We start from the raw sequence: 16,253 nt of genomic DNA on the forward strand, positions 1-16,253 counted from the left end.
CTGAGGCCGCGGCAGAATATCCGCTGGTGTCAGGTGTGATTATTTAATTCGAATTGTCGCTGGCAGGTATGAACTATTCAATTGCGACATTAAGCGATTCCCGTCTTCAGCCTGGATTTACGCTTTGAATGCGGCGGATCACGCCTGACGCTCGGAATAAGACAACAGCGAAAGCGGCTGAGGCCGGAGCGGTGGCTTGAACTGGCTCTGACCGACCTGAAACGCGAACGCTTCGATCAGAGAGGTTTGTTCGCTGCCATCCAGGCTCAATTGGCCGGTATTGTGATCGACCAGTTCAATCTGCCAGGCCATCAGGGTGAAACAGTCCTGCAGCGCATTCAGCGCCTGTGCGTGCAGATCGATATGATCCGGCGCGTGGTCGAGCAGGCTGTGAATATGCAGGGAAAACTCGGAGATCGCCTCCAGTGCCAACGCTTCAGCCCGGCTCGCCAGTTTGAGCAGGGTGTTGCGCATGCAGTCGATGGCATCTTTGTCGTTGCTGATCAATTGCAGGTGGCTCAGGCACTCTTCGGACTTGGCCAGGAGTGTTTCAGCTTCGACGAGGAATTCGGGAAAGCGTTGCGCCCAGTCTTTACGGTCGATTGGCATGCTTATCTCCACAGCGTCATGTCTGATGAGGGAATGCCGTGTGTGTCGACGTTCGTGGATCGTCGGGAGATCGCGCCCCACCGTGCAATTGCACTGGCTGAGGTTTTCCAGAGGGTGGGGTTCCACTGACCTGCGATCGCACACAATAGCCTGACTCCGTTCATGCAATGAGAATGGCGTCACATTAATGGCTATTGGATATTGCGAACATCAGGTTGGGCCTGATTGTTCCTAGGGGATTCCCTTACGCGCGGGAACCTTTGGCGCAAACTGTGGTCGCGCCAGAAGAGGATGTAGCAGATGAAAACACCGGGTCAGTAAACCATGATGTTAATGTGACATCAATGCCCGTGTGTGGCATTTTGATGGTGAATTTTGTGGGATCAAGAATCGCCATAAACAGCCGATAACCCCACTTAGTAGTGAATTCATCAGAACAAGCCCAGGAGTCATTGATGGCCGGCATTCTCGACACGGTAGACCAACGCACGCAACTGGTGGGTGAGAATCGCCTGGAAATTCTCATGTTTCGACTGGCCGGACGCCAATTGTTCGCGATCAACGTGTTCAAGGTTCAGGAAGTTCTGCAACTGCCAAAGCTGACCTTGATGCCACAGCGTCACCCGTTTGTCTGCGGCGTGGTCAACCTGCGTGGGCAGACGCTGCCGGTGATCGATCTGTCTCAGGCGATCGGCATGCGCCCGCTGGTGCCGGGCCCGAACAGCACCATCATCGTCACCGAGTACAACCGTTCGGTGCAGGCTTTCCTCGTCGGTGGCGTGGATCGCATCGTCAACATGAACTGGGAAGCCATTCTGCCGCCGCCGACCAGTGCTGGCCGCCAGCACTACCTGACTGCAATCAGCAAGGTTGACGATCAACTGGTGGAAATCATCGACGTCGAGAAAGTCCTCGCCGAAATCGTCCCATACAACGCCAAAGTCTCGCGTGACAAGCTCGATGATCCGGTGCTGGAGCGTGCCCGTGGCCGCGAAGTGCTGCTGGTGGACGACTCCAACGTGGCGCTTTCGCAACTGCGCGACACCCTCGGCCAGCTCGGGGTGAAAATGCACATCGCCAGTGACGGCCTGAAGGCACTGAACATGCTCAAGGCCTGGGCCGATACCGGCGTGAACATGACCGACAAGCTGTTGATGGTGTTCACCGACGCGGAAATGCCGGAAATGGATGGCTATCGTCTGACCACCGAGATCCGCAACGATCCGCGTCTGCGTGGCCTGTACGTGGTGTTGCACACTTCACTGTCCGGCAGTTTCAACGACTCGATGGTGAAGAAGGTCGGTTGCGACAACTTCCTCTCCAAGTTCCAGCCGGACAAACTGGTCGATGTGGTGCGTCAGCGTCTGATGCTCGATGAAGTGCCGGCCTGACGAAAACCTGTAGCGAGGGGATTTATCCCCGATGGACTGCGCAGCGGTCCCGCTTCTTGATTCATGTGGGGCCGCTTCGCGCCCCATCGGGGATAAATCCCCTCGCCACAAAGTTATCTTCCAGGTGGCGTGCATCTGCCTTTGATTCGCCGATAAAGCTCGTATAGGGTGGCTTTTTTGCCCACCGGGGAGCTGGCCATGCTGCGTCTGAGCGCGCTTTATCGTTATCCGTTGAAATCCGGCAAACCCGAGATTCTGCAATCGATTGGCCTGGACAAACTGGGTCTTGCAGGGGACCGACGCTGGATGCTCGTGGACGAGGCCAGCGGCCGCTTTCTGACCCAGCGGGCCGAGGCGAAAATGAGCCAGCTGTCGGCGCTGTGGAATGCGCAGGGCGGTCTGACCCTGAGTGCCCCCGGGCTTGCCGCGCTGGACGTGCCACTGCCCGAGGCCGATTCCGACCTGCGCGGTGTGACCATCTGGCGTGACACACTGCGGGTTCCGGATGCCGGTGATGAAGCCGCCCGTTGGGTCAGCGATTTCATCGGCAAGCCGACGCGTCTGGTGCAGGTGCCCCTTGATCGCGCGCGCATGACGCAGGCCGGTTATGGCCGCGAGGACGATCAGGTCGCGTTCGCCGACGGTTTCCCGCTGTTGCTGATTGGCGAAGCGTCACTTGAGGATCTGGTGCAAAAGGTCGGACGACCGCTGGAGATGCTGCGCTTTCGGCCGAATCTGGTGATCGAAGGCAGCGCGGCGTTCGCCGAGGACGGCTGGAAGCGCATTCGTATCGGTGACGTCGAGTTCCGCGTGGTGAAGCCTTGCTCGCGCTGCATTCTGACCACCATCGATCCGCAAACCGGCGAACGCAGTGCTGATCGCGAACCGCTGGCAACCCTGCAGAAATATCGTGCGCAGGCCGATGGCGCGATGTTCGGGCAGAACCTGGTCAACGACAGCAATGGTCAACTGGAAGTCGGAATGCCGGTGGAAATCCTCGAGTAACCGCTGCCGGAAATGAAAATGCCCGTGTCCATGGACACGGGCATTTTTTTGCACCGGGAAAAACCGTGGGCTTAGCCGCGGTATTCGCACAGGTAAGCGGTATCAACGGCGACTTTCAACTGGAACTTGCTGTTGGCCGGAACGTTGAACTGGCTGCCGGCGGCGAAGGTTTCCCAGTCGCTGCTGTCTGGCAGTTTGACGGTCAGCGCACCGGAGACCACGTGCATGATCTCGCGCTGAGCGGTGCCGAATTCGTATTCGCCCGGGGCCATGACGCCGATGGTCGCCGGACCTTCAGCGGTGCCAAAAGCGATCGACTTGACGGTGCCGTCGAAGTACTCGTTGACTTTGAACATGGGCGATTCCTCTCGAAAAGGGCAAACAGGGGTTAAAAAGGGCCGGTCAGTATGCACAACGCTCCCGGCGCCGTCACCTGCCCGGGGCGTGTCCGGCGAGTTCTCGCCCTGACTTCAGAGTGGCAAGACCAACGGCAACAACCGCGCGGTATTGCGCGCATCTTCCAGGGCCCGGTGCTGTTGCCCGCTGAATTGCATGCCGGCCAGTTGCAGCGCGCCATTCAACCCCAATGGTCGCTCCAGGCGCCGGGCCTTGGCGAAGCGCTGCTTGAGGTTCATGTGTGGCACCCGGCTCAGCAGGCTGTCGAGTTGCAGGCGCTGCCATTCCTGGAGCAACTGCTTGCGGTCGTAATCGCCCCAACTGGCCCAGCCTTCGAGGCGTGTCTGGTGTTGCCCGAGCCAGCGTTCGAAGGCCGGCCAGACCTCGTTCAACGGCTGCGCGGCGTCGATGTTGGCCTGGGTGATGTGCGTGAGCTCACGGCAGAACGGCGTCAGCAACGGCCGCCGGGTCGGTTTGACGAACCGCTGAAAGTGATCCTGCTCGCGACCGGCACGGTCGACCAGCGTCGCGCCGATTTCGATGATTTCCATTTCCGTAACCGGCCAGCCACCTTCATCTGTGGTGGCTTCCAGATCAATGACCAGCCAATGGGGCATCGCAGGTTTCCTGATTTACGCGTCCTGATAGATCAGAGCGTAGTCAAACCTTGCGTTTGCGCCTGGCGACTCACTCGACCTGCAACAGAACCTGACGACTTTTTACCTGATCGCCGACCTTGACCTGCACCCGCTTGAGCACGCCGTCGATGCCGGCCTTGAGCGGGTGCTCCATTTTCATTGCCTCCAGCACCACCAGCAACTGACCCTTGCTGACCGGGCTGCCTTCGCTGACCAGCACGTCGACGATGGCACCGTCCATCGGCGCTTTCAGTGTGCCGGAGCTGACGCTGCTCTGACTGCTGATCAGCGCATGAGTTCGATCCTCCAGGCGCAGGTTGCCGGGGTGGGTGAACAGCCAGAGTTCTTCGTCATCGATCCGGTAGGCGTGACGCTGGCGCAGGCCGTCGACTTCCAGTGTCACCGCGCGCTCGTCGCAATTGATGACGGTCAGTACCAGTGCGCGCTGCATCACGTTCACGGTGAAGCGGTCATCCCCGTCCGCAAGCAGTTGCACGGTCCAGTCCTGCTGTTCAAGCCCGAGGCGGTAATTGAGCGGCGCGCCCGCATTGTTGCGCCAGCCCTTGAGCGGCGCACGATGCGCCTGCGCGCCAGACTGATAAAACAGCACGGCGGCGATGGCCAGCTCCTCGGCGGTGGGGGCGTAAGTGTGCAGGCATGGGTGGTCAGTGAAATGCTGCGCGATGAACGCGGTGCTGAATTCACCGCTGATGAACTGCGAATGTTGCAGCAGGCTGACCAGCAAACGCTGGTTGCTCTGAACGCCGAGCAGCACGCTGTCCTGCACCGCGCGCAACAGCTTGCGGCGCGCCTCTTCGCGGGTGGCGCCGTGGGCGATCAGTTTGCCGAGCATCGGATCATAAAACGGGCTGACCCACTGACCTTCGAGCACGCCATGATCGATCCGCGCCCCCGGACCCAACGCCGGTTCCCAGGCCTGTACACGACCGGTCTGCGGCAGGAAATTCTGCGTCGGATCTTCGGCATACAGACGCACTTCCATGGCGTGGCCGTTCAGCGCGACCTGATCCTGAGTCAACGGCAGCGGCTGCCCTTCGGCGACGGCCAATTGCCAGGCGACCAGATCCTGCCCGGTGATCAACTCGGTCACCGGATGCTCGACCTGCAAACGCGTGTTCATTTCCAGAAAGTAGAACTGCCCACGGGCATCGAGCAGAAACTCGACGGTGCCGGCACCGACGTAATTCACCGCTCGGCCAGCCTTCAATGCCGCTTCGCCCATGGCCTGGCGCAACTCGCGGGTCATCACCGGGCAGGGTGCTTCCTCGACGACTTTCTGATGGCGGCGCTGCACCGAGCAATCGCGCTCGCCGAGGTAGATCAGGTTGCCGTGATGATCGCCGAACAGTTGCACCTCGACGTGCCGAGGTTCGATCAGCGCCTGTTCGAGGATCAGTTCATCGCTGCCGAAACCGTTCAGCGCCTCGGAGCGGGCGGTGCGCAATTGCGCCGGCAACTCGTCGCTGCTGTGCACCAGGCGCATGCCGCGTCCACCGCCGCCAGCACTGGCCTTGATCATCAGCGGGTAGCCGATGCGCTCGGCTTCACGCAGCAACGTGGCGTCGTCCTGCGCGGCGCCTTGATAGCCGGCGATACAGGGAACACCAGCGTCGAGCATGGCGATTTTCGACAGGCGCTTGCTGCCCATCAGCTCGATGGCCTCGGCGCTGGGGCCGATGAAGGTCAGGCCGGCCTCTGCGCAGGCACGGGCGAATTCGGCATTTTCCGAGAGGAAGCCATAGCCGGGATGGATCGCGTCGGCACCGCTGCGGCGGGCGGCGTCGAGGATCGCCGGGATGTTCAGGTAGGACTGCTGCACCGGTGCGGCGCCGATGTTCACCGCTTGATCGGCCATCTGCACGTGCAGGGCATCGGCGTCGGCATCGCTGAATACGGCGACGGTGCGATAGCCGAGGGCCTGGGCGGTGCGCTGGATGCGGCAGGCGATTTCACCGCGGTTGGCGATCAGGATTTTGTGGATGACGGGCATGGCTGTTCCCTCGGAATTTGCGGTGTCGGTGCTGGCCTCTTCGCGAGCAAGCCCGCTCCCACATTTGGAATGCGTTCCGTCTGTGGGAGCGAGCCTGCTCGCGAAGCTTTTAAGGGGCCCATCGCGGTTTGCGTTTTTGCACGAAGGCCATGGTGCCCTCGATCCCTTCGGCCCCGGTCACCGCTTCGCTGAACCATTGCGCTGCCTCATCCAGCAGTTCATTCGAGGGCTGCCCGGCACTGGCGAGCAGCAGTTTTTTCGTCGCCGCATTCGCTTCGGGCGCGCAGCACAAAACATGGTCGAGCACTTCGTCGAGGCGTTCTGCCAGTGCCTGCGGATCCTGCTCGACGAAATGCACCAGCCCCAACCGCCGCGCCTGATGGCCGTCGAAACGCGCCGCAGTCAGCGCCAGTCGGCGGGTCTCGGTCAGGCCGATGCGCTGCACCACGAATGGCGCGATCTGCGCTGGCAGCAAACCGAGGCTGGTTTCCGGCAGACCGAACTGCGCTTGATGGTCGGCCATCGCGATATCGCTGACACATGCCAGCCCGAAACCACCACCGAGCACTGCGCCCTGTAAAACGGTGATCAGCACTTGTGGTGCGTCCTGAGCTTCTTGCAGCAGAGCTCCAAAGGCGCGGTTCAACTCGCGGTAAGCGTCGGCGCCTTGGGCACGGGCATTAGCCATGTCCTTGATGTCGCCACCCGCACAGAAATGCCCACCGGCACCGCTGAGGACCAGAGCGCGAACCCCGCGGTCATCGCGCACCGCCGCCAATACCGCGCGCAGTTCGGCGACCATTTGCAGGCTCATCGCATTGCGGCTGTCCGGGCGATTGAGGGTGATGTGCAGCACGCCGCCGTGCAGTTCCAGCAGCAGAGTCTGACAGTCGGGCAGGGGGCTCATTTCTTTTTTCCCGGCAGAATGCCCATCAGTTTGCAGATGATCCCCAGCATGATTTCGTCGGCGCCGCCGCCGATCGACACCAGCCGCACATCGCGATAGGCGCGGGCTACCGGGTTGTCCCACATGAAGCCCATGCCGCCCCAATATTGCAGGCAGCTGTCGCTGACTTCACGGCCGAGACGCCCGGCCTTGAGCTTGGCCATCGATGCCAGACGTGTGACGTCCTGACCTTTCACATATTGCTCAGTGGCCTGATAGACCAGCGCCCGCAGGCATTCGATTTCGGTCTGCAATTCGGCGAGGCGGAAGTGGATCACCTGATTGTCGATCAGCGCGTTGCCGAAGGTCTTGCGTTCCTTGCAGTACTCGATGGTGCTGTCGACGCAATATTCCAGACCCTTGATCATGTTCGCCGCGCCGAACAGGCGTTCCTCCTGGAACTGCAGCATCTGCATCATGAACCCGGCGCCTTCGTGGCCGATGCGGTTGCGCTGCGGCACACGCACGTTGTCGAAAAACACCTGAGCGGTTTCCGAGCTGCGCATGCCGAGCTTGTCCAGGTGCGAGCTGAGGCTGATGCCCGGAGTGTTCATCGGCACCATGATCAGCGACTTGTTGATGTGCGGCTTGTCGTCCGAGGTATTGGCCAGCAGGCAGATGAAATCGGCGCTGGGCGAGTTGGTGATCCACATCTTGCTGCCGTTGATCACGTAGTCGTCGCCGTCCTTGCGCGCGGTGGTCTTGAGTCCGGCGACGTCGGAGCCGGCACCGACTTCCGAGACGCCGATGCAACCGACCTGCTCACCGGTGATCGCCGGACGGAGGAATTCGTCGCGCAATTCATCGGAGCCAAAGCGGGCCAGCGCCGGGGTGCACATGTCGGTCTGCACGCCGATCGACATCGGAATGCCGCCACAATGAATGGTGCCGAACTCTTCGGCGGCGACAATCGAATAGCTGTAGTCGAGACCCATGCCGCCGAATTTTTCCGGCTTGGAAATCCCCAGCAGACCGAGGTCGCCGGCCTTGCGGAAAATCTCGTGGATTGGAAAGCGTCCGGCCTTTTCCCATTCATCGACGTGCGGGTTGATTTCGTGCTCGACGAATTGGCGGACGGTGCGGCGCAGTGCTTCGTGTTCCGGGGTGAAGATCATTTTTATTGTTCTCCTTGGGATCTGTGGCAGTCAGAAGCGGCTGACGCCGAAGCTGTTGGGTTGCAGCGTGCGGATGTCGGCTTCGTGGCAGATATCCAGCAGGTAACCGAGCAGGGTGCGCGTATCGCGCGGATCGATCAGGCCGTCATCCCACAGGTTGGCGCTGCCGTAGAGCGCGGTGGACTGGCTGTCGAGTTTCTGCGCGGTGACCTGTTCGAGCATGTCGAGCATTTTCGGATCCGGCACCAGGCCTTCCTTGAGCTGTTTGGCCTCGGTGACGATGCGCAACACCTTGCCGGCCTGCGCGCCGCCCATCACCGCGGTGCGGCTGTTGGGCCAGGCGAAGATGAAACGTGGATCGAGACCGCGTCCGCACATCGCATAGTTGCCGGCACCGTAGGAGCCACCGACGACAATCGTCAGTTTAGGCACTCGGGCATTGGCCACCGCTTGAATCAGTTTCGAGCCGTGTTTGATCACGCCTTGCTGCTCGGACTCGGTGCCGACCATGAAACCGGTGGTGTTGTGGAAAAACAGCAGCGGCGTCTGGCTCTGGTCGCACAGCTGAATGAACTGCGCGGCCTTGCTCGCGCCGGCGGGGGTGATCGGGCCGTTGTTGCCGATCAAGCCGCAGGCGCGACCGTGGATTTTCAATTGGCCGCAGATGGTTTGCTGATCGAACTCGCCCTTGAATTCGAGAAACTCCGATTCATCGGCAATCCGCGCAACGATTTCGCGCACGTCGTAGGGCTTCTTCGGGTCGTCGGGAATCAGCCCGAGCAGCTCGTCGATCGGGTACAGCGGCGCCTTGTATTGCGGCTCCGGCAGCCACGGCAGTTGCTCGTTCCACGGCAGCATGCGCAAGATCTCGCGGACCAGGCGCACGCCGTCGGCATCGTTCTCGGCCAGATACTCGGCGGTGCCGGCGACCTGCGCGTGCATCTCGGCGCCGCCCAGCTCTTCATCGGTGGCGACCTCGCCAGTCGCGGCCTTGAGCAGTGGCGGTCCGGCGAGAAACAGCTTGGCCTTGCCGCGCACCACCACCACGTAATCCGACAGCCCCGGTTGATAGGCGCCACCGGCCGTCGCCGAGCCGTGCACCACGGTAATTTGCGGCAACCCCATGGCCGACATCCGCGCCTGATTGGCAAAACTGCGTGCGCCTTCGACGAATATCTCCGCCGCATAATTGAGGTTGGCGCCGCCGCTCTCTGCCAGAGTGATCACCGGCAGTTTGTTTTCCAGGGCGATCTGTTGCAGCCGCAGGGATTTTTTCAGGCCGGTGGGGGAGATCGTGCCGCCCTTGATCGCGCTGTTGTTGGCCACCACCATCGCCCGTATGCCGGACACGTAACCGATGCCGGCGATCAGGCCGCCACCGGCAGCGCTGCCGTCCTTGTCGTCGTGCAGCTTGTAGCCGGCCAGACTCGCCAGTTCGAGGAACGGCGCACCGGGGTCGAGCAGCAGGTTCAGGCGTTCGCGGGGCAGCAGTTGCCCGCGCTTGTCGAATTTGCCCTTGGCTTCGGCAGCCTTGTTCAGCAGGTTCTGTTCCAGTTGCTGGACTTGCTCGATGGCCGTGAGCATCGCCGCGCAGTTGCGCGCGAAAGCATCACTGTGCGGATCGAGTTGGGACTGGATCTGCGGCATGGCTTACTCCTTGTCCTTGAGCACGTCGGGCAGGTACGCCCGATGGAAACCGTTGAACGACTCGCTGTGGCTTGCCTTGTGCAACGGCCATGCGCGGCTGCCGAGACTGGCCGCACCATCGATTTTCAAGGTGCTGCCGCTGATGAACGCCGCCGCCGGGCTGAGCAGAAAAACGATCGCCGCACTGACCTCCGATTCGGTACCGATGCGTTTGAGTGGCACGTGTTCGCGCAGGGTCGGGATCACGGCTTTGAAAGCGCCTTCATAAGTGTCCATGCCGCTGGACGCGATCCAGCCCGGCGCCACCGCATTGACCCGCACCCCGGCGTACCCCCACTCGAACGCGGCGGTTTTGGTGAAGTTGTCCATCCCCGAGCGTGCCGCGCCGGAATGGCCCATGCCGGGCATGCCGCCCCACATGTCGGCGAGCATATTGACGATGTTGCCGCCGTGCTTGCTCATCGACTGGTTGAACACTTCCCGGGCCATCAGGAAGCCGCCGACCAGGTTGGTGCGCAACACGGTTTCAAAGCCTTTCTGATTGATCGCGGCCAGTGGCGACGGGTACTGGCCGCCGGCATTGTTGACCAGACCGTGGATCGGCCCGTGTTCGGCGATCAACTCGGTGACCAGTTGTTTCACCGCGTCTTCGTCACGGATATCGCAGGCCTGCCAATGGGCGCGGCCGCCGTCTTCGCTGATTTCGGCGGCGACCTTTTGCAGCTTCTCCGGTTTGCGCCCGACCAGCAGCACAGTGGCGCCGAGCGCCGCCAGTTCATGCGCGGTGCAACGGCCGATGCCACTGCCGCCACCGGTGACGATGATGGTCTGGCCGCTGAACAGATCGGCTTTGAAAATCGATGCGTAAGCCATGAAGCCCAACCTCTAGTCGAGTTGTTCGGCGATGCTCTGCGGCACCGGGATCTGGATTTCCAGCAACTGCTGGGCGAAGGCCTTGCCCTGTGGGTCGATGCGCAGACTCGCCACGCCACCGCCGCCAAGCGCGTTCTCCAGCAGAAAATTCAGGCTGTGGGTGCCGGGCAGGTACCAGCGTTCGACCCGGCCGTGAATCGGGTCGAGCACATGGCGCATCCAGTCGACGATCACCGCTGGCGTCAGCGCTTCGGCGATCCATGGCAGGTATTCCGGTCGACGCGGCAGGACACCGATGTTGCTGTGGTTGCCCTTGTCACCGGAGCGCGCCACCGCCAGTTTCACCAACGGCACACTGGCGTCGGCGCGGCCTTGGGGTTTGGGTGGCTGGTCGGGGGTTGGCAGGTCATGGCTGTCGAGCGGCATTTGCGCGGGGAGGGCGCAGGGATGCTGTTCACCGGCCATGTCGATGTGCAGGGTGCAGGCGGTTTTATCGATCAGGAACGAGAACAGACGGATCAGCGGATACACCGTCGGCCGTCCGCCGACGATGCCGGTCAGTCCCGGTGCCATGCCGGTGGCAGCCTGGGCGATTTCCCGGGAGAACAGGATCAGCGCCGGTTTCAGTGGATGGCGCACCGCAAGTTTGATCACCACCTCGCGGCTGTCACGACGCTGGCCGTGAGGGCCGTATGTGGCTTCGCTGCCCAGCAGTTCGATGTCGACTTCGCTGTAGGGCGACCAGCCGCGCTGGCTGAACATTTCTGCAGTCTTGTCGATGATTGCCTGACTGACGCGGCGCGCCTTGTCCACCGCATCGATGCCGGCGATCAGGCAACTGGCGGTGCAGCGGAAACCGTCCGGGTAAGTTGCGCTGACCTTGTATTTATCGCTGGGCGGCAGGCCTTTGGCTCCGTGGACGTGCACGGCGTTTTTGCCCTGTTGCTGCAGTTTCACTTGAGTGAAATCGCAGACTACATCCGGCAACAGATAGGCCTGCGGATCACCGATTTCATAGAGCATCTGCTCGCCAAGCGTCAGCGGTGTCACCAACCCGCCGGAGCCTTCGGGTTTGCTCACGATGAACTGGCCGTCGGCACTGACTTCAACGATGGGAAAACCGATGTGTTCGTAGTCCGGCACGTCGCGCCAGTCGGTGAAGTTGCCCCCGGTGCATTGCGCGCCGCATTCGATGATGTGCCCGGCCAGCGCGGCCTGGGCCATTTTGTCGTAGTCGTGCCACGCCCAGCCGAATTCATGCACCAGCGCCGCACTGACCACCGCGCTGTCGACCACGCGCCCGGTGATGACGATGTCGGCGCCCAGGCGCAGGGCTTCGACGATGCCCGGTGTGCCGAGGTAGGCGTTGGTCGATACGCACATCGGCGGCAGCGGCGTGCCGTTGAACATTTCGTGGATGCCTTGGGCGGCAAGTTGCTTGAATTGCGGTTGCAGGTCATCGCCGAGCAGCACGGCGATTTTCAGCTTGACCCCGGCCTTGTCGCAGGCGGCTTGCAGGGCGGCGGCACAGGCTTTCGGATTGATCCCGCCGGCGTTGCTGATCACGCGAATTTTCTGTTCAGCCAGTTGCGGCAGCAGCGGCGCGAGCACCTCAACGAAGTCCCCGGCGAACCCTGCCTGCGGGTCCTTCATGCGCGCGCCGGCCATGATCGACAGGGTGATCTCGGCCAGGTAATCGAACACCAGGTAATCCAGCTGCCCGCCGGCCACAAGTTGTGCGGCGGCGGTACTGGTGTCACCCCAGAATGCGCTGGCGCATCCGATCCGAACGGTGGTGGGCATTTTTATCTCCGACTCAGGAACCTGCGACAGAAGTGTCTGGAGGCTACCAAGCAAGCGCTTGGTTTGTAAACCACTGAAATATCTTCTGCCCAAGCGCTTGCTTGGTTGCGGCCCGCGGCTTAAATTGCGCGCAACCCTGCGTGTTCAGGGGGCAACAGACTGATCGACTGTAGGAGAGAACGGGTGGACGAGCAAAAAGCCCTGAGGGTCATGCGCGAACTGGTCGACCAAGGCCAGTTGACCGACCCTGACAGCGCCCGCGGCAAACTGCTGCAAGTGGCGGCTCACCTGTTCCGCAACAAGGGTTATGAACGCACCACCGTGCGCGATCTGGCCGGGGCGGTAGGGATCCAGTCCGGGAGCATTTTTCATCACTTCAAAAGCAAGGATGAAATCCTTCGGGCGGTGATGGAAGAAACCATCCGTTACAACACCGCGTTGATGCGCGCTGCGCTGGCCGAAGCCAGCAACGTGCGCGAGCGGGTGCTGGCGCTGATTCGCTGCGAGTTGCAGTCGATCATGGGCGGCAGCGGCGAAGCCATGGCGGTGCTGGTCTATGAATGGCGTTCGCTGTCCGAAGAAGGTCAGGCCCGGGTGCTGGCCCTGCGCGATGTCTATGAAGACCTCTGGTTGCAGGTGCTGGGCGAAGCCAAGGAGGCGGGGTTTATCCGTGGCGATGTATTCATTACCCGACGTTTTCTCACTGGCGCGCTGTCCTGGACCACCACCTGGTTTCGTGCCGGCGGCAGCCTGAGCCTCGATCAGTTGGCCGATGAAGCGCTGATTCTGGTGCTCGAAGAGCGTTAACCCACGTTCCAACAGGTCAGGAAACTGGCTAACTGGGCGAAACCGCCTAGCTTGAATGCATTGATCGGTATTTTTTCGGGGAGTGGGGTGTTTTGAAGTCTTCGCCAATTCGGACGGCCACGGGGCTGGTACTCGTCGCGCTGACGGCATTTTCAGGGTTGCCTGCGCAGGCGGCGCAACTGGTTCGAGTGGGCGCCGCGCACTTTCCGCCTTACACCATCCGCCCGGAAAACGGAGCCGACACCGGTCTGCTGCCGGAATTGGTCGAAGCGCTGAATGCGTTGCAGACGGAGTATCAGTTTGTCCTGGTACCGACCTCGATTCCCCGGCGTTTCGGTGACTTGAAGGAAGGGCGCACCGACATGGCGATTTTCGAAAACCCGGAGTGGGGCTGGAAGGACATTCCACACACCACGGTCGATATGGGCTTGGAAGATGCCGAGATTTTCGTCGCGCAACGCGAGGAGGGTCGGCAGCAGGATTACTTCTCGGATCTCAAGGGCAAGCGGCTGGCGCTTTACAGCGGTTATCACTACGAGTTCGCCAATTTCAACGCCGACCCCAAATTTCTCGCGGATACGTTCAAGGCCACGTTGACCTATTCCCATGACAGCAACCTGTTGATGGTGCTGCGCGGGCGCGCCGACATTGCCTTGGTCACGCGCTCTTACCTGTTCGACTACCTGAAACGCAACGAAAAGGTGGCCGACAAGTTGCTTGTGTCGCAGCGCATCGATCAGGTTTATCACCACTACTCCATTTTGCGCCCGGCCGCGCCGATCACCGGTGAGGCGTTTGGCAAATTGTTGCAGGAGCTGCGGGACAACGGACAGATGCTGAAGATTTTCGAGCCATACAAGATCGCTCTGGTACCGGTACCGCAACACTGATTTCACCCCGCCGGCTAAATTTTCCCGTGCGGCTCACGTCCCATCGTTGAACTGTCGACGATTATCGTGAGCCCGACCCATGTCCAATCTGAATGACCTGACTGCCCTGGCCTTGCCTTCGGGCAGTGAACTGGTAGCCGATGCTACTGAAAGCCGTCTGAGCCTGAGCCTGGACGGGCAACCGCTGGTTCGCTTGCGTCTGAATCGTGACGGCACCGGCCCGATTCAGCTCGATGAGCGTTTTGCCCTGCCCCCCGGCCTGGCGTTGTGGGCTGCCTGTTACTGGTTGTTCGCCCGTGAGCCGGAGCGTCAGCAATTGCTCTGGCAACTGGACCAGCCGCCCACCGAAGCCTTGCTCAGCGGCTTGCTGGTCAGCACCGAAGTGGCCGGCGAATACCGTTGCGAGCGCACCCTGTTCTGGCAATTGCCGCAGCCATGGCTCGGTACATCGCTGAGCGGCAGCTACCCACAACAAATGGTGATCAGCCAGGGCAAGCGCCATCCGCTGCGTCCGGTCAAGCCGCGCGGCGAAGTCTATCGACGTTTCGATGCACGCCTCGGGGCGTGGATTTCCCTGCGCACGCTGGAGATCGAGCAGGATCTGGCGCGGTTCAATCGCTGGCAGAACAGTCCGCGTGTCGCCAGTTTCTGGCAGGAGGAGGGCAGTCTTGAGCAGCATCGCGAATACCTGAGCAAGCTAGACGCCGATCCGCACACGCTGACGTTGATCGGCTGCTTCGACGATCAACCGTTTGCCTATTTCGAGGCCTACTGGGCCAAGGAAGACCGTATCGCGCCGTTCTATGATGTCGACAATTACGACCGTGGCATTCACATGCTGGTGGGGGAAGAGAGTCACCGTGGCCCGCACAAGGTCGCGAGCTGGTTGTCGGCGCTGGTGCACTATCTGTTTCTGGATGATCCGCGTACCCAGCGCGTGGTCGCCGAACCGCGTGCCGACAACGCGAAGATGATCGGCCACATGCAGAATCAGTGCTTCCACTGCGAGAAGGAATTCGACTTTCCGCACAAGCGCGCGGCGTTGATGATTCTGGGGCGTGAGCGGTTTTTTGATCGGTGCAAGCTGGCCTGAGGTTCAGGCCTCAAAGATCTACGTGATCTTGAGGCCGCATTCGCGAGCAGGCTCGCTCCCACACAGGTTCTGCATACACAGGACAAATGTGGGAGCGAGCCTGCTCGCGAATGGGGTTACCACGATTTCGCTGATTAACGACGACCCATCGAAGCCGCATCCCCGCGACTGCCCGACACCTTGCGGCAGTGCACCAGCGCATCGCGAATCATGAAATTGACCAGGGTTGGCGAGACGCCGAGTTCCTTGGCGATGTCCTTTTGCGGCACGCCGTGCAGACGGTACATCTCGAAGGCGTAGCGGGTGCGGCTGGGCAGTTCGGTCAGCGCGTCGGCGATGTGTTCCAGCGTCGAGAAGTTGATATGCGAGGTTTCCGGCGAAGCGCCCTGAATGACCACATTCAACCCTTCCTCTTCCGGGCCTGAGTACTTCTGTTCCAGCGCCTGTTTGCGGTAGTGATCGATGGCGAGGTTGCGCACGATCTGGAACAGATAACTCAATTGCGCCTTGATCGACGACGTGATCGGCGGGGCCGACTGCAAGCGGAAGAACGCATCCTGCACCACATCTTCGGCGCGTGAACGGCAGCCGGTAATGCGCGCTGCAATCTTCACCAGAATCAGTCGATTGTCGACGAAGGCCTGAAGTAGCGGTGAATCGCACCTGCTTGTGGATACTTGTTCCGTCATGGAAATCACCTTGCTGCCAATAGGTTAGTGGGACGCCTGGGGGACGAGGCCGTCCTACACATCGAGCGACAAATTATGTTGAATGATAATGATTGTCAATTGAGAAAGAGAACTAATGCTCCGTAAAGGTGCGAATCGAGAACTGCGACACACCGCCACACCCCAGCCCCCGTTGGCGATCCAGCCTGCCGACTAATTATTTCAAGACGTCATCCGTTCTCATTGGTGAATGGTTCCGGGTACCGAGCCCCGGCCAGACAGCATTCCGATGCCTTGCGCGGTCGGCACAGACCGCGCCCTGCACGCCCTCGATCGGCGTGACGCAGCAACCCGATTCCAC

The 16,253-nt window shown here is 61.1% G+C and carries 15 protein-coding genes; 5 read left to right on the plus strand and 10 right to left on the minus strand.

What is annotated here, in order from left to right:
- Positions 1–138: 138 nt before the first annotated feature.
- The gene (locus ACM6I7_RS25775) at positions 139–609 is read right to left on the minus strand and encodes a hypothetical protein (RefSeq protein ID WP_027613414.1); all 471 of its coding nucleotides are present in this window, start codon (positions 607–609) and stop codon (positions 139–141) included.
- A gap of 455 nt (positions 610–1,064) precedes the next feature.
- Here ACM6I7_RS25775 and ACM6I7_RS25780 point away from each other — a divergent pair, with 455 nt between their 5' ends.
- Both ACM6I7_RS25780 and ACM6I7_RS25785 read left to right on the plus strand, forming a co-directional pair.
- Entirely contained in the window at positions 1,065–2,000 is a 936-nt protein-coding gene (locus tag ACM6I7_RS25780) for a chemotaxis protein CheV (protein WP_003226705.1), read from the plus strand.
- Between the two features lie 198 nt (positions 2,001–2,198).
- On the plus strand, positions 2,199–3,005 hold the full coding sequence (locus ACM6I7_RS25785; protein ID WP_027613413.1) for an MOSC domain-containing protein: 807 nt from the start codon (positions 2,199–2,201) through the stop codon (positions 3,003–3,005).
- Between the two features lie 71 nt (positions 3,006–3,076).
- Here the strand turns inward: ACM6I7_RS25785 and ACM6I7_RS25790 are convergent, their stop codons facing one another.
- The 8 genes from ACM6I7_RS25790 to ACM6I7_RS25825 form a co-directional block, all read right to left on the minus strand.
- On the minus strand, positions 3,077–3,361 hold the full coding sequence (locus tag ACM6I7_RS25790; protein WP_003226701.1) for a pyrimidine/purine nucleoside phosphorylase: 285 nt from the start codon (positions 3,359–3,361) through the stop codon (positions 3,077–3,079).
- A gap of 114 nt (positions 3,362–3,475) precedes the next feature.
- Positions 3,476–4,018 carry an exonuclease domain-containing protein gene (locus ACM6I7_RS25795; RefSeq protein WP_027613412.1) on the minus strand — a complete coding sequence of 181 codons (543 nt, stop codon included), beginning with the start codon at positions 4,016–4,018 and terminating at the stop codon, positions 3,476–3,478.
- A gap of 70 nt (positions 4,019–4,088) precedes the next feature.
- Entirely contained in the window at positions 4,089–6,050 is a 1,962-nt protein-coding gene (locus tag ACM6I7_RS25800; protein ID WP_414889509.1) for an acetyl/propionyl/methylcrotonyl-CoA carboxylase subunit alpha, read from the minus strand.
- Positions 6,051–6,159: 109 nt separating this feature from the next.
- Entirely contained in the window at positions 6,160–6,957 is a 798-nt protein-coding gene (locus ACM6I7_RS25805; protein ID WP_414889510.1) for an enoyl-CoA hydratase/isomerase family protein, read from the minus strand.
- Positions 6,954–8,111 (minus strand): citronellyl-CoA dehydrogenase, encoded by a 1,158-nt coding sequence (atuD, locus tag ACM6I7_RS25810; protein WP_115983977.1) that lies wholly within the window; start codon positions 8,109–8,111, stop codon positions 6,954–6,956. The genes ACM6I7_RS25805 and atuD overlap by 4 nt, the downstream gene beginning before the upstream one ends.
- A gap of 30 nt (positions 8,112–8,141) precedes the next feature.
- The gene (gene atuC, locus ACM6I7_RS25815; RefSeq protein WP_414889511.1) at positions 8,142–9,758 is read right to left on the minus strand and encodes a geranyl-CoA carboxylase subunit beta; all 1,617 of its coding nucleotides are present in this window, start codon (positions 9,756–9,758) and stop codon (positions 8,142–8,144) included.
- Positions 9,759–9,761: 3 nt separating this feature from the next.
- The gene (locus tag ACM6I7_RS25820) at positions 9,762–10,631 is read right to left on the minus strand and encodes an SDR family oxidoreductase (protein WP_414889512.1); all 870 of its coding nucleotides are present in this window, start codon (positions 10,629–10,631) and stop codon (positions 9,762–9,764) included.
- Positions 10,632–10,643: 12 nt separating this feature from the next.
- Positions 10,644–12,434, minus strand: a complete 1,791-nt coding sequence (locus ACM6I7_RS25825) for an acyclic terpene utilization AtuA family protein (RefSeq protein WP_414889513.1) — start codon at positions 12,432–12,434, stop codon at positions 10,644–10,646.
- A 183-nt stretch (positions 12,435–12,617) separates the two neighbouring features.
- Between ACM6I7_RS25825 and ACM6I7_RS25830 the strand changes: the two genes are divergently transcribed.
- From ACM6I7_RS25830 to ACM6I7_RS25840, 3 genes are all read left to right on the plus strand, one after another.
- Positions 12,618–13,241, plus strand: a complete 624-nt coding sequence (locus tag ACM6I7_RS25830; RefSeq protein WP_027613405.1) for a TetR/AcrR family transcriptional regulator — start codon at positions 12,618–12,620, stop codon at positions 13,239–13,241.
- 92 nt (positions 13,242–13,333) lie between these two features.
- Positions 13,334–14,131 (plus strand): substrate-binding periplasmic protein, encoded by a 798-nt coding sequence (locus ACM6I7_RS25835; RefSeq protein WP_027613404.1) that lies wholly within the window; start codon positions 13,334–13,336, stop codon positions 14,129–14,131.
- A 79-nt stretch (positions 14,132–14,210) separates the two neighbouring features.
- The gene (locus ACM6I7_RS25840; protein ID WP_414889514.1) at positions 14,211–15,224 is read left to right on the plus strand and encodes a GNAT family N-acetyltransferase; all 1,014 of its coding nucleotides are present in this window, start codon (positions 14,211–14,213) and stop codon (positions 15,222–15,224) included.
- A 134-nt stretch (positions 15,225–15,358) separates the two neighbouring features.
- On the opposite strand, the gene ACM6I7_RS25845 is transcribed toward ACM6I7_RS25840, so the two are convergent.
- On the minus strand, positions 15,359–15,913 hold the full coding sequence (locus tag ACM6I7_RS25845; protein ID WP_027613402.1) for an RNA polymerase factor sigma-70: 555 nt from the start codon (positions 15,911–15,913) through the stop codon (positions 15,359–15,361).
- Positions 15,914–16,253 lie beyond the last annotated feature (340 nt).

The organism is Pseudomonas sp. IT-93MI4, assembly GCF_949767635.1.
GTDB classification, from domain to species: domain Bacteria; phylum Pseudomonadota; class Gammaproteobacteria; order Pseudomonadales; family Pseudomonadaceae; genus Aquipseudomonas; species Aquipseudomonas putida_A.

Coding starts and splice junctions, on each gene's coding strand:
- ACM6I7_RS25775 (WP_027613414.1), bottom strand. CDS start 609: ATGCCAATCGACCGTAAAGACTGGGCGCAACGCTTTCCCGAATTCCTC.
- ACM6I7_RS25780 (WP_003226705.1), top strand. CDS start 1,065: ATGGCCGGCATTCTCGACACGGTAGACCAACGCACGCAACTGGTGGGT.
- ACM6I7_RS25785 (WP_027613413.1), top strand. CDS start 2,199: ATGCTGCGTCTGAGCGCGCTTTATCGTTATCCGTTGAAATCCGGCAAA.
- ACM6I7_RS25790 (WP_003226701.1), bottom strand. CDS start 3,361: ATGTTCAAAGTCAACGAGTACTTCGACGGCACCGTCAAGTCGATCGCT.
- ACM6I7_RS25795 (WP_027613412.1), bottom strand. CDS start 4,018: ATGCCCCATTGGCTGGTCATTGATCTGGAAGCCACCACAGATGAAGGT.
- ACM6I7_RS25800 (WP_414889509.1), bottom strand. CDS start 6,050: ATGCCCGTCATCCACAAAATCCTGATCGCCAACCGCGGTGAAATCGCC.
- ACM6I7_RS25805 (WP_414889510.1), bottom strand. CDS start 6,957: ATGAGCCCCCTGCCCGACTGTCAGACTCTGCTGCTGGAACTGCACGGC.
- atuD (WP_115983977.1), bottom strand. CDS start 8,111: ATGATCTTCACCCCGGAACACGAAGCACTGCGCCGCACCGTCCGCCAA.
- atuC (WP_414889511.1), bottom strand. CDS start 9,758: ATGCCGCAGATCCAGTCCCAACTCGATCCGCACAGTGATGCTTTCGCG.
- ACM6I7_RS25820 (WP_414889512.1), bottom strand. CDS start 10,631: ATGGCTTACGCATCGATTTTCAAAGCCGATCTGTTCAGCGGCCAGACC.
- ACM6I7_RS25825 (WP_414889513.1), bottom strand. CDS start 12,434: ATGCCCACCACCGTTCGGATCGGATGCGCCAGCGCATTCTGGGGTGAC.
- ACM6I7_RS25840 (WP_414889514.1), top strand. CDS start 14,211: ATGTCCAATCTGAATGACCTGACTGCCCTGGCCTTGCCTTCGGGCAGT.
- ACM6I7_RS25845 (WP_027613402.1), bottom strand. CDS start 15,913: ATGACGGAACAAGTATCCACAAGCAGGTGCGATTCACCGCTACTTCAG.